Annotated in this window: 20 protein-coding genes; 1 reads left to right on the plus strand and 19 read right to left on the minus strand. The window is 70.4% G+C overall.

Annotation, left to right across the window (positions count from 1 at the left end; translation table 11 throughout):
- Positions 1 to 18 precede the first annotated feature (18 nt).
- From LO763_RS14805 to LO763_RS14895, 19 genes are all read right to left on the minus strand, one after another.
- Positions 19 to 834, minus strand: coding sequence for an ABC transporter permease (locus LO763_RS14805; protein ID WP_230603385.1), 816 nt, complete (start codon positions 832 to 834; stop codon positions 19 to 21).
- 15 nt (positions 835 to 849) lie between these two features.
- A complete protein-coding gene (locus tag LO763_RS14810) occupies positions 850 to 1656 on the minus strand; it encodes an ABC transporter permease (protein ID WP_230603387.1) in 807 nt (268 codons plus the stop codon).
- The gene (locus LO763_RS14815; RefSeq protein ID WP_230603389.1) at positions 1646 to 2434 is read right to left on the minus strand and encodes an ABC transporter permease; all 789 of its coding nucleotides are present in this window, start codon (positions 2432 to 2434) and stop codon (positions 1646 to 1648) included. The genes LO763_RS14810 and LO763_RS14815 overlap by 11 nt, the downstream gene beginning before the upstream one ends.
- Positions 2435 to 2436: 2 nt before the next feature.
- Entirely contained in the window at positions 2437 to 3258 is an 822-nt protein-coding gene (locus LO763_RS14820) for an ABC transporter permease (RefSeq protein ID WP_230603391.1), read from the minus strand.
- Positions 3251 to 4048, minus strand: a complete 798-nt coding sequence (locus LO763_RS14825; protein ID WP_230603393.1) for an ABC transporter permease — start codon at positions 4046 to 4048, stop codon at positions 3251 to 3253. The genes LO763_RS14820 and LO763_RS14825 overlap by 8 nt, the downstream gene beginning before the upstream one ends.
- A 28-nt stretch (positions 4049 to 4076) precedes the next feature.
- Entirely contained in the window at positions 4077 to 5075 is a 999-nt protein-coding gene (locus LO763_RS14830) for an ABC transporter ATP-binding protein (protein WP_230603395.1), read from the minus strand.
- 51 nt (positions 5076 to 5126) lie between these two features.
- Positions 5127 to 6116, minus strand: a complete 990-nt coding sequence (locus LO763_RS14835; protein WP_230603397.1) for a hypothetical protein — start codon at positions 6114 to 6116, stop codon at positions 5127 to 5129.
- Positions 6113 to 6580 (minus strand): hypothetical protein, encoded by a 468-nt coding sequence (locus LO763_RS14840; protein ID WP_230603399.1) that lies wholly within the window; start codon positions 6578 to 6580, stop codon positions 6113 to 6115. The genes LO763_RS14835 and LO763_RS14840 overlap by 4 nt, the downstream gene beginning before the upstream one ends.
- A gap of 63 nt (positions 6581 to 6643) precedes the next feature.
- Positions 6644 to 7567, minus strand: coding sequence for a hypothetical protein (locus tag LO763_RS14845; protein ID WP_230603401.1), 924 nt, complete (start codon positions 7565 to 7567; stop codon positions 6644 to 6646).
- A complete protein-coding gene (locus LO763_RS14850) occupies positions 7564 to 8028 on the minus strand; it encodes a hypothetical protein (RefSeq protein ID WP_230603403.1) in 465 nt (154 codons plus the stop codon). Before LO763_RS14850 ends, LO763_RS14845 begins: the two co-directional genes overlap by 4 nt.
- A 45-nt stretch (positions 8029 to 8073) precedes the next feature.
- Entirely contained in the window at positions 8074 to 8472 is a 399-nt protein-coding gene (locus LO763_RS14855; protein ID WP_230603405.1) for a thiol-disulfide oxidoreductase DCC family protein, read from the minus strand.
- Between the two features lie 4 nt (positions 8473 to 8476).
- Entirely contained in the window at positions 8477 to 9304 is an 828-nt protein-coding gene (locus LO763_RS14860; RefSeq protein ID WP_230603407.1) for a shikimate dehydrogenase, read from the minus strand.
- Positions 9304 to 10605: an endolytic transglycosylase MltG gene (locus tag LO763_RS14865; protein ID WP_230603409.1), complete on the minus strand. Its 1302-nt coding sequence runs from the start codon at positions 10603 to 10605 to the stop codon at positions 9304 to 9306. The genes LO763_RS14860 and LO763_RS14865 overlap by 1 nt, the downstream gene beginning before the upstream one ends.
- Positions 10581 to 11075 (minus strand): Holliday junction resolvase RuvX, encoded by a 495-nt coding sequence (gene ruvX / locus LO763_RS14870; protein WP_230603411.1) that lies wholly within the window; start codon positions 11073 to 11075, stop codon positions 10581 to 10583. The genes LO763_RS14865 and ruvX overlap by 25 nt, the downstream gene beginning before the upstream one ends.
- A gap of 4 nt (positions 11076 to 11079) precedes the next feature.
- Complete coding sequence (gene alaS / locus LO763_RS14875) at positions 11080 to 13761, minus strand: alanine--tRNA ligase (protein WP_230603413.1); 2682 nt, start codon at positions 13759 to 13761, stop codon at positions 11080 to 11082.
- 19 nt (positions 13762 to 13780) lie between these two features.
- On the minus strand, positions 13781 to 14074 hold the full coding sequence (locus tag LO763_RS14880) for a hypothetical protein (RefSeq protein ID WP_230603415.1): 294 nt from the start codon (positions 14072 to 14074) through the stop codon (positions 13781 to 13783).
- Positions 14075 to 14148: 74 nt separating this feature from the next.
- Positions 14149 to 14658 (minus strand): DUF948 domain-containing protein, encoded by a 510-nt coding sequence (locus LO763_RS14885; protein WP_230603417.1) that lies wholly within the window; start codon positions 14656 to 14658, stop codon positions 14149 to 14151.
- A gap of 155 nt (positions 14659 to 14813) precedes the next feature.
- Positions 14814 to 15368 carry a hypothetical protein gene (locus tag LO763_RS14890; RefSeq protein ID WP_230603419.1) on the minus strand — a complete coding sequence of 185 codons (555 nt, stop codon included), beginning with the start codon at positions 15366 to 15368 and terminating at the stop codon, positions 14814 to 14816.
- Entirely contained in the window at positions 15361 to 16749 is a 1389-nt protein-coding gene (locus LO763_RS14895; protein WP_230603421.1) for a replication-associated recombination protein A, read from the minus strand. Before LO763_RS14895 ends, LO763_RS14890 begins: the two co-directional genes overlap by 8 nt.
- Before the next feature lie 166 nt (positions 16750 to 16915).
- On the opposite strand from LO763_RS14895, the gene LO763_RS14900 reads away from it, so the two are divergent.
- Positions 16916 to 18661 (plus strand): carbon starvation CstA family protein, encoded by a 1746-nt coding sequence (locus tag LO763_RS14900; RefSeq protein WP_230603423.1) that lies wholly within the window; start codon positions 16916 to 16918, stop codon positions 18659 to 18661.
- Positions 18662 to 18674: the final 13 nt, after the last annotated feature.

Raw genomic sequence — 18674 nt, forward strand, 5'->3', positions numbered from 1 at the left:
GACGGCGTGGCGCACGGGTCAGCCTCCGTGGACGGTGACGGTGGTGATCGCCCGGCTCCACAGCAGCCGCGCGAGCCACCACAGGGCCACGACCCAGGCCGCCTGGGCGGCGAGGAGGCCGAGCGCGGCGGGGAGGTCGAAGCGGCCCAGGTAGATCCCCGTGGGGGTGCCGGTGAAGTGGGCGAAGGGCAGGCTCCACGCGAGGGCGCGCAGCGGGTCGGGGAAGAGCGCGAGCGGGACGAGCATCCCGGAGAAGAACATCGTGACCGCCTCGCGCGCCCACATGACCCCGAGGTAGCGCTTCACCCAGAAGCAGGTGAGGACGCTCAGGAAGGTGAGGCAGAACGAGAGCGGCAGCGACAGCAGGACGCTCACGGCGGTGAGGGCGCCCGCGAGCGGGGACGCGGGGCCGGGGAGGCCCACGAGGAGCGCGGCGAGGGCGACGCTGAAGGCGGCGCCGGGGACCGTGGCGAGGATGCTGCCGATGTACTCGGCGGCGCGGGCGCGCTGGAAGTCGACCGGCTTGGTCAGGTCGATGGCGACCATGCCGTCGAGGATGCGGTCGGCGATGTCGAAGTCGGCGCCGCCGACGGCCACGGTCATGGTGATGAAGCCGAGGACGAGATAGGCGCGCATGGCGTCCCAGTCGTAGCCGCCCATCGCGGCCCCGCCGTCGAGGAGGTGTCGCCACAGCGCGAGGGAGGCGAGCATCCCGCCGCCGCCGATGACGACGGTGAACAGCCAGTTGACGCGGTAGGCGACGCGGCGCCTGAAGGTGAGGCGAGCCAGAGCGAGGTCGACGGTGAGGCGGTGGGCGAGGGGCGGGGCGGTCAAGGGGGCTCCTGTCGTCTAATGGCCTGCCGAGTCGTAGGCGCGGACGCCGGCCTTGAAGACCCACACGGCGATCGCGGCGCACGCGGCGGCGGCGATCGGCGGGGCGAGGAGCCACCACGGGTCGAGCCGGCCGGTGAGGATCTGCGCCGGGACGAAGCTGGCGAACGCCAGCGGCAGGCCGAAGGTGAGGACCAGGCGCACCGCGATCGGGAAGATCGTCAGCGGGAAGCGCATGGCCTCGTTCTGGAGTTCGGTCAGCATGAACGCGATGACGGGGGTGCGGCCCTTCATCCAGAAGTTCGCGGCGTTCGCGATGGTCAGCAGGGACGCCTGGATGACGGCCGCGCACGCGAGCAGGAAGATCCCGACGGGGACCGCGGCGAGGCCGAGCCCGGCGCCGACCCAGCCGATCGCGATCATCGCCAGGCCGAGGGTCATCTCGCCGAAGACCTGCATCCCGAGGTGCTTGGAGGCGACCTGGAGGAGCACGGGCGCGGGCCTGGTGAGCCGGTAGTCCATGTCGCCTTCGACGACCATCTTGCCGGTGTCCCAGATGCCGTCCCAGAACAGGGCGGTGGAGGACCAGGAGGTGGCGAGGAACCCGGCGAGGACGAGCATCTCGTGGTAGCCCCAGCCGTCGATGGCGTTCACGTTGGCGAACAGGACGCTCAGGAACGCGAACAGGAGGATCTGCCACAGCGACCCGGCGATCGCCATGATCCAGAAGTCGGCCGGGTACTCGGCCATCGAGCGCAGGTAGGCGCCGAGCGAGCGGCGGTAGACGGCGCCGGCGTGCCGCATGCGCGCGGTGTCAGCCGCCATGGACGGTCACCTTCTTCACGAGCTGGTTCCAGATGAGCCGGGCGCCGATCCACAGGCCGACGGCCCAGGCCGCTTCGACGGCGATGAGGCCGAGCGCGCCCGCGGTGTCGACGCGACCGAGGTAGATCGAGGCGGGCGTGGTGGTGAAGTGGACGAACGGGAGCCCCCAGGCGACGCCTTGGAGCCAGACGGGCATGAGGGCGAGCGGGACCATCATGCCGGAGAAGAACGCCAGGAAGCAGTCCCTGGCCCATTGGACGCCCAGGTAGCGCTGCGTCACGAAGCAGGCGAGGACCGACAGGTAGTTGATGCAGAACGCCAGCGGGAAGATGAACAGCACGCTGAGGGCCGTGAGGGCCGCGGCGAGTGCCGAGGCGGGCGGGGCGGGCTGGAAGATCAGGACCGCCGCGGTGGTGCCGAGGATCGCTGCGGGAACCGCGGCGGTCATGCCGCCGATGTACTCGGCGGCGCGGGCGCGCTGGAAGTCGACGGGCTTGGTCAGGTCGACCGCGACGTGGCCGTCGAGGATGCGGTTGGCCATCTCCCAGTCCGACCCGGCCCAGGCGAGGGTCGAGGTCAGGAACCCGATGATGAGGTAGGCCTTCATGGACTGCCAGTCGTAGCCGCCCAGTTCGCCGTCGCCGATGAGGTTGTTCCAGACGGCGAGGCCGGCCAGGAGCGACCAGCCGCCGAACAGGACCGAGAAGATCCAGGTGGTCTTGTAGGCGATCTTGCGTTTGAACGAGATCGTCGCGAGCGCGACGTCGACGCTCGCCATGGTCAGTGTCCCGCCGAGTCGTAGGAGCGCAGGCCGAGCCGGAAGACGCCGACGGCGGCGAGGAGCGCCGCGAGCGCGGCCAGCGGCGTGCCGACGAGCCACCAGCCGGACAGGTGCCCGGTGAGGACGGCGACGGGCACGAAGTTGACGAAGGCGACCGGGACCACGAACATGGTCACGATCCGCACGCCGGACGGGAAGAGCCCCAGCGGCATGGTCATCGCGCTGTTCTGGAGGTCGATGAGCATGAACGCGAAGTTCGACATGGGGCCCTTGATCCAGAAGTTCACCGCGCAGAACGCGGTGACCAGGGCGCACTCGATGACGACCGCGCAGACGAGGGCCAGGACGCCCACCGGGGCGGCGGCGAGGCCGAGGCCCGCGCCGATCCAGCCGTAGACGGCCATGACGAGCCCGAACGCGACCTCGCCGAACCCCTGCATCCCGATGTGGGTGGTCGCGACCTGGACGACCACCGGCGCGGGCCGGGTCATCCGGTAGTCGATCTCGCCCTTGAGGACCATCTGGCCGGTGCTCCACACGCCGTCGCACAGCAGCGCGGTCGAGCCGGCGGCCACGGAAAGGAGGCCCGAGAGCAGCAGCATCTCGTGGTAGCTCCATCCGGCGACGTCGGGGACCGTGGCGAACAGGACCGTCAGGAACGCGAACTGGAGGAGGTTCCACATCACCCCGGCCGAGGCCATGACCCAGAAGTCGGCCGGGTACTCGGTGATGGCGCGGATCTGGGCCACGAGGGCGCGCCCGTAGACGCCGCCCACGTGCCGCGCCGTCAAGGACCTGTCGCGGGCGATGGTGTCAGCCACCGTGCACCGTCACCTTCCTGACCGCCCGCCGGAACACCAGCCGGGCGCCGAGCCAGAGCCCGACGGCCCAGGCGGCCTCGGCGGCGAGCAGGCCCAGGGCGCCGGCCGTGTCGACGTGGCCGAGGTAGATCGCGGCGGGCGTGGTCGTGAAGTGGGGGAACGGCAGGGCCCAGGCGATCGCCTGGAGCCAGGAGGGCATGAACGCCAAGGGGATCATCATTCCGGAGAAGAAGCTGAGCAGGGCCTCGCGCAGCCACATGACGCCGAGGTACCGCTTGGTCCAGAAGCACACCAGGACCGTCATGTAGGTGATGCCGAAGGCCAGCGGGAACACCAGGACGAAGCTGGCGGCGGTGAGCACGCCGGCGGTCGGGGAGGCCGGGCCGGGCGGGTCGAAGAGGAGCCAGGCGCCGATGACGCCGACGACCACCGTGGGGACCGTGGAGGCCATCGAGCCGATGTACTCGGCGGCGCGGGCCCGCTGGAAGTCGACGGGCTTGGTCAGGTCGACCGCGATGTGGCCGTCGAGGATGCGGTCGGCGATGTTCCAGTCCGCGGCGCCGAAGACCACCGTCGCGGTGATGAACCCGATGATGATGTAGGCGCGCATCGAGTCCCAGTCGTAGCCCGAGAGGGCGCCGTCGGCGAGCAGGTACCGCCACATCGCCATCGAGACGAGCATGGCGCCGCCGCCGAGGACCAGCGCGACCATCCACTGGGTCTTGTAGGCCAGGCGGCGTTTGAACGCGACGGTCGCGAAGGCGCGGTCGACCGCGAACGCGTGGCTCAAGTGCCCGCTCCGTTCCGAGATGCGGGGGTCACCTGGTCAGCTCCCCCGCGTAGAGGCGGCGGATGACGTCCTCGATGGACGGCTCGGACAGCGACAGGTCGCGGGGGGCGAGCTGCGCGGTCAGGGAGCCGAGGACCTCGGCGGTCGAGAAGCGCGCGGACTCGTAGGTGACGGTGACCTCCGAGGGCGCCTCGCCTGCGGCCCAGGTGAACTCGGGGAACTTCTCGGCCAGGGCGGGGACGTCGACGGCGTCCTCGAGGTAGAGGTTCACCGCCTTCGTGGTGATGTAGTGGGCCTTGAGCTCGGTGATGGGCCCGTCGTAGGCGACGGCGCCCTTGTCGATCACGATGATCCGCTCGCAGACCTCCTCGATGTCGGCCAGGTCGTGGCTGGTCAGGAGGAGGGTGGTGCCGTCGTTGACCATCTCGCGCAGGAACGCGCGGAGGCGGTCCTTGACGGAGATGTCGAGGCCGATGGTCGGCTCGTCGAGGTAGACCATCTTGGGGGCGTGGATGAGCGCGCAGGCGAGGTCGGCGCGCATCCGCTGGCCGAGCGAGAGCGTGCGGGCCAGCGCGGGCATGAACTCGCCGAGGTCGAGCAGCTCGTCGAACTTCGCGATGCGGGCCTTGTAGTCGGCGTCGGAGACGCCGTACATGTGCTTGAGGAGCTTCAGGGACTCCTCGACGGGCAGGTCCCACCACAGCTGGGTGCGCTGGCCGAAGAGCACGCCGATGTCGTGGGCGTTCGCGATCCGCTCGGTGTGCGGGTCGCGGCCCATCACCCGGACGGTGCCCTCGGTGGGCTTGAGGATGCCGGTGAGGAGTTTGACGGTGGTGGACTTGCCCGCGCCGTTGGGCCCGACGTAGGCCACCGACTCCCCCGCGTCGATCGAGAGGTCGATCCCGTCGACGGCGGTGTAGTTCTTGTACTTGCGCTGCGCGAGGTGCTTGACGGCGCCCTTGAACCCGGAGGCCTTGTCAGGCCTGCGGAAGGTCTTGGTGAGGGACCGGGCTTCGAGAATCGGCATCCCTCAACCGTAGGAAAACGTCGTGGGAGCGGGCCACTCGTTTTCCGAGGGTCAGGACGCCGGTTCGGCCTCCCGGGACGGCTCGGCGGGGCCGCCTTGGGCCGGTACCGCCTTGCGGGCCTGGAGTTTCCGGCGGACCAGGCCGGGCAGGCGGGGCAGATCGCGAATCAGCTCACGCGGCCGGATCCGCTCCAGCGGGAGGAAGCAGGCCATGGCGACCATGTGGTTGAGGAAGCTGATCTCGACGGCGAGGAACACCGTCAGGTGGAAGCAGTAGAAGAACGCCACGATGCCGTACTTGAGCCGTTTGGCCGCGACGAACATGACGACGGGGCTGAGCAGCTCGAAGCCGACCATGCCCCACTGGGAGGCGCGCAGCAGCCCCGGGAAGTCGAGCAGCCAGTTGGAGAACTCGGTGCCGCGGCGGATGATCGCCCAGGTCATGGTGGCCGAGTTGAGCCATTCCCAGCCGCCGTAGCGGATCTTGGCCCAGGCGGCGAAGAAGTAGGTGCAGACCACGCCGATCTGGACGAGGTTGAAGCCCCAGCCGACGTGCTCGGAGAGGTTGCGGCGGTCGCCCCACCTCGCCTTGGGCATGGTCGGGAGCAGGAAGAGCAGCAGCAGGAACGCGAACTTGCCGTGGTCGACCTTCCCGTAGGACATCGCGATGATCATCCACTCGAAGTAGGCGGCCGCGACGATCCATCCGAACAGGCGCGGGGCCTTGCCGAACATCATGGGAACGGAGGCGGCGAGGAGGACGACGAGGGTGCCGACGACGATCCAGTAGTTCGGGACCGGGAAGACCGGCAGGACGCGGGCGATGAACAGGGGCTGGTAGAGCTCGCCGGGGACGTGGCGGTGGCCGATGATCCACGGCATGTACCACCACCAGTCGACCCAGATGAAGGCCCCGGCGAGGAAGCGCATGACGGCGACGCGGCCGAGCGCGACGGGCTGGAAGAACCAGCCGACGGCCTTCTGGGCCGGTGCGAGGGTGCTCGCGGGGAGCAGCGACCCGGGTCGGGGCGAGGAGTTCACGCGTCGGCTCCTTCCCTGGTCCAGGTGGCTTCGACGACTTCGATCACTTCGCCGGTCTGGTAGCCGTCCTCGAGCCGGTACCGGCGCTCGATGATCTCGACGGTGACGATCTCGGGTTTGTCGGGGTTGGTGTTCTCGTAGGCCTCGGCGATGTGCTCCAGGAGCGAGGGGTCCTCGATGAAGCGGCTCTTCTGGCCTTCGACCTCGGCGCGGCGGAAGCCCGTGCCGGCCTCGGTCAGGCGGAACCGCTCGCCCTCCTCGTTGACCGCTTCGACGCGGGTCGAGCCGGCCCAGCCGTCGAGCTCCTTGGAGAAGGAGTACATCTTGAAGGGCGCGAACGGGAAGAAGTCGTCGGCGCCCCAGAAGGTGGTGGCGGTGACGAGGGCGAGCACGACCATGGAGACGGTGATGCGCACGGCCTTGCCGACCGGGCGCACCGTGGAGAGGCGGGGTTCGTCGGGCACCGCCAGAGTATGCCACGCCGCCGCCCGCCGAGCGGCCCTAGGACGGCCGGGCACGGGCGGTGGTCAGGCGGTTCCCGCGGGTTCCGGCTCGGACTCGGAGGCGTCGCGGGGCGGGTCCCCCTTGCGCCCCGTGAGCCGCGCCTTCGCCTTGCGGGCGAGGGCGCGCGGGTCGATCCGCTCGAGCGGCAGGAAGCAGGCCATGGCGAACAGGTGCGGCAGGAAGCTGATGGTGAGCGCGGCGAAGACGACGATGTGGAAGCAGTAGAGGAACGCGACGATCGCGTACTGGACCTTCTTCCAGCGGTAGACGATCAGCACGATCGGGGTCAGCAGCTCGAAGGCGATCATGCCCCACTGCGCGAACTGGAGCAGCGCGGGGAACTCCAGCAGCCAGTCCGAGAAGACGGTGCCGCGGCGGATGATCGCCCACGTGAAGACCCCGGAGTTGGCCCATTCGAGGCCGCCGTAGCGGAACTTCGCCCAGGCGGAGAGGAAGTAGGTGCAGACCACGGCGATCTGGACCAGGTTGAAGCCCCAGCCGACCCGCGCGGACAGGTGCTCGCGGTCGCCCCACCGGGCCTCGGGCATCATGCACAGCACGAGCAGGAGGACCATGAAGCCGAAGCTGGCGTGGTCGACCTTGCCGTACGAGTTGTAGATGAGCATCCACTCGAAGTAGGCGATGAAGAGGATCCAGCCGAACAGCCTCGGCCGGTAGCCGAACATGACCGGCAGGGCCGAGGCGAGCACGACGACGAGGGTGCCGGTGACGATCCAGTAGTTCGGGGCCGGGATCGGCAGGATGCGGCCGATGAGGAGGGGCTGGTACAGGTCCTCGGGCAGGAACCGGTGCTGGATGATGAACGGCTTGTAGGCCCACCACTCGATCCAGACGAAGAGCCCGGCGAGGAAGCGCATGGCGGCGACCCGGCCGAGCGGGACGGGCGTGAAGAAGAAGTCGTTCACGCCGCGCGTCAGGCGGTTCACGGCGCCTCCCCTTCGGTCCAGGAGGCCACCAGCTCCTCGGTCTCCGCGCCAGTGCGCTCGCCGTCGACGAGTTCGTAGCGCCTGATCAGGATCTCGGCGCCGACGATCTCGGGCTCGTCGGGGTGGGCCTCCTCGTACGCCTCGGCGACCAGCGCCAGGAGGGCGGGGTCTTCGCGGAAGCGGGCCATCTGGCCTTCGAGTTCGGCGCGGCGGAAGCCGGTGTCGTTGTCGCCGATGGGGAACGACTCGCCTTCGGCGTTCACGAGGATGAGGACGGTGCTGTTGGCCCAGCCGTCGGGGTCGTGCGCGTGGGAGTACATCTTGAACGGCGCGAACGGGAAGAGGTCGTCAGTGCCCCACAGGGAGGTGGCCACGAGCGCGGCCGTCATCGCGAGGGTGGCGGCGATCCGCACGATGCGGCCTCGGCGCGTCAGCGGGGGCTCGTCTACGACCTTCGGCACTGGGCGAGTATGCCACACCAGCGCAGACCGGCATGGGAGGGAAGCTCATCCGCCGTAGCGGAGGCGGTCGCGCTCGGCCTGCGGGAGGGAGCAGGCGGCCGTGCCGCCGGGGAGGCGGTGGCGGTTGCGGGCGACGAGGCGGTAGACGGGCCAGGCGAGCCAGGAGACGGGCTTGAGGGCGAGGATCCAGCCGAAGGGCTTCCAGTACCACTGGGCGCGGCGCAGCAGGACGCTGATGGCGTCGGGCCCGGCCGCGACGTGGTCGGCCCCGATCCACAGGACCGCCTCCTCGGCCTGGGCCTGGGTGACGCCGAGGGCGTCGAGGTCGGCCCACTGCCACGGCACCACCTTCGCGGTGGTGCGGACGTGCCGCTCGAGGAACTGCGCCGACTTGGTGCAGAAGGCGCAGTCGCCGTCGTAGACGAAGGTGTGCGGGTGGCTCATGGTCCTATTGTGCCTCGGGGGCGCTGCGGGAGGGGACGGCGCCGTAGAGCGCCTCGCGCATCGCGGCGACGGGGGCGCGGTCGGTGCCGGTGAACTGCGTCCACTGGCGGACGGCCTGGGCGAGCAGGAGCGCGAGGCCGTCGAGGACGCGGACGCCGTCGCGTTCGGCGGCCGCGGCGAGCGGGGTCGGCCAGGGGTCGTAGAGGATGTCGAACAGCACGGTGCCCTCGCCCCAGACGGGGCGGAGGCCGTCGGCGGCGCCCTTGGGGACCGTGGCGATCACGAGGTCGGCCCGGCCGCAGCGCTCGGCCTCGTCCCATCCGGCGGCCTCGAGTTCGAGGCCGAGCCGGGAGGCGACCGGTTCGAGTTCACTGATGGCCTCGCGGCGGCGGGCGTACACGGTGACCTTGGCGGCCCCCAGCTGCCTGGCGGCGGCGAGCGCGCCGCGGGCGGAGCCGCCCGCGCCGAGGACGGCGACCTCGTCGGCCGACTTCATGCCGGTCTCGGCGAGCGCGTCGACGATCCCGGGCGCGTCGGTGTTGTCCGCGATGCGGCGGCCGCCGCGCAGGACGAGCGTGTTGGCCGCGCCGATCGCCTCGGCGACCTCGGTGGCCTCGTCGGCGACGTCGAGGGCGACCTCTTTGAGGGGCATGGTGAGCGAGAGCCCGGCCCAGTCGGAGTCGAGGCCGTCGACGAAGGCGGCGAGGCCGGACTCGTCGCACTCGTGGCGCGTGTAGGTCCAGTCGGCGAGCCCGGCGGCCGCGTAGCCGGCGTTGTGGATGACCGGCGAGAGCGAGTGCTCGATGGGCTTGCCGAGGACGGCCGCGCGCATCAGGCCATCCCGTTCGCTTGGGCGATTTCGGTGTTGTCCTCGTGGTCGTCGTGGTCGTGCGCGAAGAGGGCGCTGCCGTCCTCGTAGGCGGTCACGAAGAAGAGCCAGTCGCCGTCGGCGGGGTTGGCGGCGGCTTCGAGCACTGCGGCGCCGGGGTTGGAGATGGGGGTCGGCATGTAGCCGGCGTTCTCCGGGGCGCTCGCGGCCCAGGGGTTGTCGGGGTCGCGCATGACCTCGAACCAGTTGATGTCGGCGTGCGAGGTGATGGCCTCTTCGCCGTTGTACAGGCGCCCGTAGTTCCAGATCGCCTCGGACTCGAAGCAGTTGCAGTTGGTCTGCGCGTGGTCGATCCAGCTGAGGTAGAGCTTGTTGTACATGACCCGGGCGATCTTCGCGTCGTCTTCGGCGATGCCGGACTCGGACTGGACGATCGAGGCGATCTGGAGCGCCATCCACGGGTAGATCTTGAACTCCCCGTTGGTGGGCGGGTTGAACGTCTGCTCGCCCAGGGTGCTGGGGTCGAAGTCGGGGTCGGGGTCCTCGATGTTCTGGATGTCCTCGAGGAAGCCGATCTCGTCGATGACCTTGTTGAACTGGTCGATCATCGCCGAGAGCATCTCCGCGGCGGTCCACTCCTCGTCGAACTCGTACGTCGACGGAAAGAGGAAGCCCTCGACGGACTTGACCTGGCGGTCGCCGAAGCCCTCGAACCAGATCGGGTCGACTCCGAGCGCCTCGGGGTCCTCGGCCGCGGCCTCGAACTCCTCGACGGGGACGCCGGTGTGGTCGGAGAGGGCCTGGAAGACCTCGAAGATACGGTAGCCCTCGGGGATGGTGACCGCGTTGGTCAGCCGGTTCTCGGGGGCGAGGAGGAACGCCAGCGCGGAGGCCGCGGACATCTCGGCCTGCATCTTGTAGGTGCCCGGCTGGATGCCCGTGCCGGAGTCGCCGTCGTCCTCGGAGGCGTTGAGGAAGGCCTTCGCGGAGGCGACGACGCCCTGCTCCTCGAGTTCGCCCGCGATGTCGGAGACGAGCCAGCCGTCCTCGACGGTGACGACCACTTCGGTGCCGTTGCCGTCGCCGGTGAAGTCCTCGGCGATGAAGTACTCCTTGACGACGTTGTTGTAGGCCCACCAGCCGCCAACGCCCAGGACTCCGAAGAGGGCCACGACCAGGGTCATGGCGATCAGGGACTTGCCGGAGTCCTTGCGGCGGTGGCTGCGTGGCGCAGCCGCGCGCTCGTCCTCGGTCCTGAAGTCGCCGAGCATCCCGTTCCCTACCTCCGCCGCCGGTCCAACCATTGCTGGAGGATCTCCACCGCCGCCGCCTGATCGACGATGGAGCGCTTGCGCCTGCCGCGGACGCCGCCTTCATTGAGTCTGCGGGTCGCGACGGCGGTGGTCATGCGCTCGTCGGTCAGGGTCACCGGAACGGGTGAGACGTGGTCGGCGAACCGCTCCACCCAGGCACGGGTGTGAGCCGCGGCCGGCCCCTCCTCACCCGAAAGAGTAACGGGTAGACCGACGACGATTTCCACCACATCGTATTCCCGGGCCGTTTCGGCGATTTCTTTGATATCGGAGGGAATGTCCCCACCAGCGGTTTTGAGGTCGCGACGGACCGTCGCCACCGGCGTGGCGAGGAGGCCGTCGGGGTCGCACACCGCGACGCCGACCCGGGCCTTGCCGAGGTCGACGCCGAGACGGCGGCCCCGCCGCCACTCGGCCTCCTCGGGCCGAGCGGCGGCGGGGCCGTTCGCTTCGTCTTCCACAGGTCTACGCGGCGATGGCGCGGACGACCGCGTCCAGCAGCTGCGGGGCCTGGTCGGCGGGGACGCCGCCGCCCTGGGCGATCTCGTCGTTGCCGCCGCCCTTGCCCGACAGCGCGGCCTTGACGAGGGCCGCCGCCGAGACGTGCTGGGCCTTCGCGGCCGCGTTCACCGCGACGACGATGCTGGCCTTGCCGCCGGCGGTCGCCACGACCGCCGCGACGCCCGGCTCGCCCTCGGGCAGGTGCCCGCGGATCTGGGTCGCGAGGTTGCGGACGTCGCCGCCCTTGGTGCCCTCGGGCGCCTGGAGCGCGGCGACCTTGACGGCCCCGACCTGCTTCGCGGAGGCGGCGAACTCGGCGGCGCGGCCGGAGACGGCCTTCGCCTGGAGGGCCGCGAGCTCCCGCTCGGCGTCCTTGGAGCGTTGCAGGATCGCGCGGACGCGCTCGAGGACGTCGCCTCTTTGGGCGCCGATCTCCTCGGCGATCTGCGAGACGAGGTCGCGCTCGCGCGCCAGGTACTTGTAGGCCTCCATGCCGGTGGCGGCCTCGACGCGGCGCTGGCCGGAGCCGACCGAGGACTCGCCGGTGAGGACGAGCGGGCCGATCTGGGCCGAGTGCGACACGTGGGTGCCGCCGCAGAGCTCGCGGGACCAGGGGCCGCCGATCTCGACGACGCGGACGGTCTCGTCGTAGGTCTCGCCGAACAGCGCGACCGCGCCGAACTCCTTGGCCTCGGGGAGCGTCATGTACTTGACGGCGACCGGGAGGTCGTCGCGGACGGCCCGGTTGGAGACCTCCTCGATCTCGCTGCGGGTCTCGTCGGAGAGCTTCGAGCGCCACGAGAAGTCCAGGCGCAGGTATCCGGGCCGGTTGAACGAGCCGGACTGGAGCGCGGACGGGCCGAGCACCTCGCGCAGGGCCGCGTGGACCACGTGGGTGCCCGAGTGGGCCTGGCGGGCGCCGAGGCGCCACTCCTGGTCCACGGTCGCCTCGACCGAGGCGTCCAGGACGAGGTCGCCCTCGAGGACGCGCACCTTGTGGACCACGAGCTTCTTGACCGGGCGCTGGACGTCGAGGACCTCGGCGAACAGGCTCGGGCCGACGAGCTTGCCGGCGTCGGCGTGCTGGCCGCCGGACTCGGCGTAGAACGGGGTCCGGTCGAGCACGACCTCGACGATGTCGCCGGCCCTGGCCACCGGGACGGACTGGCCGTCCTTGAGCAGGCCGATGACGCGGGACTCGGTCTCGAGGGTCTCGTAGGCCCTCCAGTCGGTCGGGCCCTGCTCCTGGAGGAGGCTCCAGTACGCGGACAGGTCGGCGTGGCCGGTCTTGCGGGCGGCCGCGTCGGCCTTGGCGCGCTGCCGCTGCTCGGTCATGAGCCGGCGGAACGCGTCCTGGTCGACCGAGAGGCCCTGCTCCTCGGCCATCTCCAGGGTCAGGTCGATCGGGAAGCCGTACGTGTCGTGCAGCTCGAACGCCTTGGCGCCGGAGAGGGTCCCGCCGCCCTCGGTCTTGGTCTCGGTGACCGCGACGTCGAGGATGGCGGTGCCGTGCTTGAGGGTCTTGAGGAAGGCCTCCTCCTCGCCGTAGGCGTAGGAGGAGATCCGGTCGAAGTCGGTGCGCAGCTCGGGGTAGGCGGTGGCCATGCGCTCGAGCGCGACCGGCAGCAGCTCGGGCATCGCCGGCTTGTCGTAGCCGAGGAGGCGCACCGAGCGGATGGCGCGTCGCATGATGCGGCGCAGCACGTAGCCGCGGCCCTCGTTCGAGGGCACGACGCCGTCGCCGATGAGCATGAGGCTCGAGCGGACGTGGTCGGCGATGATGCGGAAGCGCACGTCGTCCGGGTGCGACTCGGAGGCGGTCTGCGAGGTCGAGAGGCCGTAGCGCTTCCCGGTCAGCTCGGCGGCCTTGTCGATGATCGGGCGGACCTGGTCGGTCTCGTACATGTTGTCGACGCCCTGGAGGAGGGCGGCCATGCGCTCCAGGCCCATGCCGGTGTCGATGTTCTTCTTGGGCAGGTCGCCGAGGATCTCGTAGTCGGTCTTCGCCGGGCCCGCGCCGCGCTCCTGCTGCATGAACACGAGGTTCCAGAACTCGAGGTAGCGGTCCTCGTCGACCTCGGGGCCGCCTTCGGGGCCGTAGGCGGGGCCGCGGTCGTAGTACAGCTCCGAGCAGGGCCCGCAGGGGCCGGGGATGCCCATGGACCACATGTTGTCGGCCTGGCCGCGGCGCACGATGCGGTCGAGCGGGAGCCCGATCTGCTTGTGCCAGATGTCGATCGCCTCGTCGTCGTCGAGGTAGACCGTGGCCCAGATGCGGTCGCCGTCCAGGCCGAGGCCGCCTTGCTCGACAGGCCCGGTGGTCAGGTCCCAGGCGAAGCGGATCGCCTGGTCCTTGAAGTAGTCCCCGAAGGAGAAGTTGCCGTTCATCTGGAAGAACGTGCCGTGGCGGGAGGTCTTGCCGACCTCGTCGATGTCGGGGGTGCGCAGGCACTTCTGCACCGACGTCGCCCGGTCCCACGGCGGGGCCGCCTGACCGAGGAAGTAGGGCACGAACTGGACCATGCCCGCGTTGATGAACAGCAGGTTCGGGTCCTCGATGGCCGGCAGCGGTGCGCTGGGGACCACCGTATGGCCGTTGGACTCGAAGAACTTCAGAAATCGGCGTTGGATTTCAGCGGTCTCCATGGGGCACCTCCTTCAAGGTCTAGTGGCGACGGCCGGGCAGGGCCCGGTCGTCGTCGTCTTCGTCGTCGGCGAGCAGCGGGGTGATGTCCTCGCCGCGCTCGATCGCGTCGTGCAGCTCGGCCTCCTTGGCCTGGCGCGCCTCGGACACGTCCGCCCAGAACGCTTTGAGCGAATGCCTCATTTCAGCACCGGCGTCGCCCACCCGCTCGGCGACCCCGCCGGGAGTGACCGAGTGCGCGGCCTTGGTGAGCTTGCGGACCGCGACCACGCCGACGGCGATGCCGATGCCTACCCAGATCATCCGTTTCAACACGGGAGCTCCTGACTCGATGTTCGCCGATGCTCTGCGCCGGCGCCAGTCGATTTACCTCGGACGGACCGCCGCGGCTACCGCTCGGCCTTCCGGCGGGCCTTGGCGGCGCGCTTGGCCTCGCGCTTGGTCTGGCGGGAGGCCTCGACCATGCGGCGGACCTGGTCCTCGTCGACGCCCTGGTTGCGCTTCTTGACCGCGGTGCGCAGGCCGAACCCGAACGCGGCGGCCTTCACCAGCGGCGAGCCGATCGCGGAGACGATCAGGCTCGTGACGTTGGCGACGTTCGAGGAGACGTGGGCGGCGTTCTCGGTGATCGAGGAGACCTTCTCGAGCTCGCCCTCGACCTGCACGAGCGAGGCGTTGACGTTGTCGAGGGTGGTGTTGGCGTTGCGCAGGATCGGGCCGATCTCGTGGTCGACCTTGTCGAGCACGCTGTTGACCCGGTTGAGGGTGGCGGTGGCCTTGCGGATCAGGCCGAGCGCGAGCATCAGCAGGAAGATGAAGAGCGCGACCGCGATGATCAGGAGCGCTACCTCCCACAGCCCGACGTTCTGGAACTCCACTGCCAACGTCTCGCCTGGCACAGCTCTTCCCCCTTGCTGAAGCATTGACCGACCGGAGCGGCTGATGATGAATCCCGGTATTCGCGTAAGAGCGACGCAGCCCCGACCTTACCTTGCGGGACCGGACATCCGGCGCAACGGGGCGCGTCGGTCCACAGTCCAGTGCGCGCGGGCCCTCAGCGGGGGTCCGCGGCGGCGCGCTCCTCGGCGAGGCGCGGCAGCGCGGCCTGGGAGGCCACCACGGCGGTCACCTCGGCGCCGACGCACAGCGCGTACCGGTCGCCGCACTCGACGGGGACGACCCAGAGTTCGAGGTACAGCTCGTCGCGGGTGTAGCAGCCCTCTTCGCCGAGGCCGCCGACGCACAGGCCCGGGTCGGCCGGGACCCACCCGGCGTTCAGGGCGGCCTCCCAGTACTCGCGGGCCGTGTCCTCCACGGTGCCCTCGGAGGTCCAGGTGCGCATCCGCACCCGGCACTCCCCCAGGCACCAGCGGCTGCCGTAGGTCTCCTCGCGCACTGTGGCGGCGGCCCAGCCGGGGACCGCGAGCTCGTCGGCGGCGCGGCGCGTGGGGTCGACCGTGACCGCCCGGCCGAAGAACAGGACCGCCGCGACCAGCAGCACCGCCGAGACGCCGACGGCGATCACGCTCATGCGCAGCCGCTCGATGCGCGCCCCCGTGTGCTCCAGGGCGGCCGCGAGCCGGCTGGAGCCGCTCGGGCGGTCAGTCATCGCCCGGCTTCCGGTCGGGGGCCTGCCGCACGATCCGGCGGAGCTTCTCCAGGCGGTCGGCGATCTCGGCCTCGCGGCCGTGCCGGGTCGGCCGGTAGTAGTCGCGCCCGGCGACCACGTCGGGGGCGTACCGCTGCGGGACGACGCCGCGGGGGTCGTCGTGCGGGTAGACGTAGGCCGCGCCGTGGCCGAGGCTCCCGGCGCCCTTGTAGTGGGCGTCGCGCAGGTCCGGCGGAACGGGGCCGACCCTGCCCTGGCGCACGTCGCCGATGGCCTCGTCGATCGCGGTGATGACCGCGTTGGACTTCGGGGCGGTCGCCAGGTGGGCGACGGCCTGGGCGAGGTTGATGCGGGCCTCGGGCATGCCGATGCGCTCCACGGCGGTGGCGGCGGCCGTGGCGGTCTGGAGCGCGGTCGGGTCGGCCATGCCGACGTCCTCGGACGCGAAGACCACCAGGCGGCGGGCGATGAACCGCGGGTCCTCCCCCGCGACGACCATGCGCGCGAGGTAGTGCATCGCGGCGTCGACGTCGGAGCCGCGGAGGCTCTTGATGAAGGCGCTGGCGACGTCGTAGTGGCCGTCCCCGTCGCGGTCGTAGCGGACGGCGGCGGTGTCGATGGCGGCCTCGACGACGGCGACGGTGATCTCGGGCCCGCCCTCGGTCCCCTGGACGGTGAGGGCGGCGGCCTCCAGGGCGGTGAGGGCCTTGCGGGCGTCCCCGGCGGCGGTGCGCACCAGGTGCTCGCGGGCCTCGTCGGTGAGGGTCGCGGAGCCGCCCAGGCCGCGCTCGTCGGCGACGGCGCGGTCGACGAGCTCGCCGACGTCGGTGGCGTCGAGTTCGCGCAGGGTGAGGAGCACGCAGCGGCTCACCAGGGGCGCGACCACGGAGAAGTAGGGGTTCTCGGTGGTGGCGGCCAGGAGGGTGATGGTGCGGTCCTCGACGGCGCCCAGGAGGGAGTCCTGCTGGGTCTTGGTGAAGCGGTGGACCTCGTCGATGAAGAGGATCGTCTGCGGGCCGCCGGTGCGGCGGACGCGGCGGGCCTCGTCGATCGCCGCGCGGACGTCCTTGACGCCGGAGTTGAGCGCCGACATCGCGCGGAAGCGCCGGTCGCCCGACTGGGCCACGAGGTGGGCGATGGTGGTCTTGCCGGAGCCGGGCGGGCCCCACAGGATCACCGAGAGCGGCTGGCGGCCCTCGACCACCTGTCGCAGCGGCGAGCCGGGGCCGAGGAGGTGGTCCTGGCCGACGAGTTCATCGAGCGCGCGGGGGCGCATGCGCACGGCCAGCGGCTCGTCGCCGGTGGCCGCTCCGGTGCCGAGGATGCCCGAGCCCTGCGGCTCAGGTGATCCGGCGATTTCGAACAAGCCTGGTGCGTCCATGTCCCCATCAGCGTAAGGCATGTGCGTGAGCGAACCGCAGATCCGCGTGCGAAGCGGGAGGTTCGCCGCTTTCCCGCACGGAAGGCATTGACAGGCATGATTCCATCCCTCTACCGTGGTAGCACCTCGGTGTTGCCCACATCACACAACACATTGGGAGGCAATGATGCCCGCAATGGTCCTGGCGATAGCGGTACTCGCGTTGTTCGCCTGCGGATTCCTCTTCTACGCCCGCTACCTCTCGCAGAAGGTCTACCGGCTCGATCCGGCCTACGTGACGCCCGCGCACCGGTTCAACGACGGCGTCGACTTCGTCCCCACCAACAAGCACGTCCTCTTCGGCCACCACTTCACCTCGGTGGCCGGGGCCGCCCCCATCGTCGGCCCCGCCATCGCCGTCTACTGGGGCTGGCTCCCGGCCCTCGTCTGGATCGTCGTCGGCACCATCGTCGCCGCCGGCGTCCACGACATGGGCGCCCTGGTGCTCTCCGTGCGGCACAAGGCCAAGGGCATCGGCACGCTCACCAAGGACGTGATCGGCCCCCGGGCCGGGACGCTGTTCCTGGTGATCATCTTCTTCCTGCTCACCCTGGTGAACGCCGTGTTCGCGGTGGTCATCGGCAACCTGCTGGTGGCCTACCCCGGCTCGGTGATCCCGATCTTCGGCGAGATCCCGATCGCGATCGCCATCGGCTACTACGTGTACAAGCGGCGCGGCGCGGCCCTCGTGCCGAGCCTCCTGGGCGTCGCGGCCCTGTACGTCCTCATCTGGATCGGCAACGAGGTGCCGGTCGACATCACGCCGCTCGCCGACGCGATCGGGGTCGACAACCCGCGCAACGTGTGGATCGTGATCCTGTTCGTCTACTGCTTCATCGCCGCGCGCATACCGGTGTGGGTGCTGCTCCAGCCGCGGGACTACATCAACTCCCACCAGCTGTTCGTGGCGCTCGCGCTGGTGCTGCTCGGCGTCGGCGTCGGCTGGAACACCGTCGTCGCCCCCGCGCTCAACACCGTCCCCGAGGACAGCCCGAGCATGTGGCCGTTCCTGTTCATCACCGTCGCGTGCGGCGCGATCTCCGGGTTCCACTGCCTGGTCTCGTCCGGGACCTCCTCGAAGCAGCTCGACAAGGAGACCGACGCGAAGTACGTCGGCTACGGCGGCGCCCTCGGCGAGGGCACGCTGGCGCTGTGCTCGATCCTGGCCGTCAGCGCGGGAGTCGCGGCCACGCAGGCCGACTGGAAGGCGCTCTACCCGGACTTCGCGACCGCCTCGGGCGGCGCGACCTCGAACTTCGTGGGCGGGATCGCGGTGTTCGCGAACAACCTCGGCATCCCGCTCGACGTGGCGGCGGTCTTCGCCGCGGTCGTGGTGATCTCCTTCGCGGCCACCACGATGGACACCGGGGTCAGGTTGCAGCGCTACGTGGTCCAGGAGATCGCCGAGCTTGCCGGCTGGCGCTGGGCGGCGAACCGCCTGACGCTCGTCACCGCGATAGCGGTCCTCATCCCGCTCGGGCTGGCGCTGCTGCCGGGCGGCGAGGACGCCGGGTACGCCTTCGGGGTGCTGTGGCAGCTGTTCGGCACCACGAACCAGCTCCTGGCCGGGCTCGCGCTCGCCGTGATCGCGGTGTGGGTGACCAAGCGCCGCGCCAACCCGGTGGCGATCCTCGTCCCGCTGGTGTTCCTGGTCGGGATGACGACCTGGGCGCTCATCGAGAACCTCGTCAACTTCGTCGAGCAGGGCGAGTGGGTGCTCGCGCCGCTGGACGCGGTCATCTTCGCCCTGGCGGTCTGGATGATCGTCGAGGCCGCCCGCGGCCTGGCCGCGGCGTGGAAGGACCGGCGGGGGCCGGCGCGCACGGCCCCGTCCGAGGACGACGAGGAGGTGCCCGCGAAGGCCGCCGACTGAGGCAGGACGAAGG

Source organism: Glycomyces amatae (genome assembly GCF_020991375.1).
GTDB lineage: Bacteria > Actinomycetota > Actinomycetes > Mycobacteriales > Micromonosporaceae > Glycomyces > Glycomyces amatae.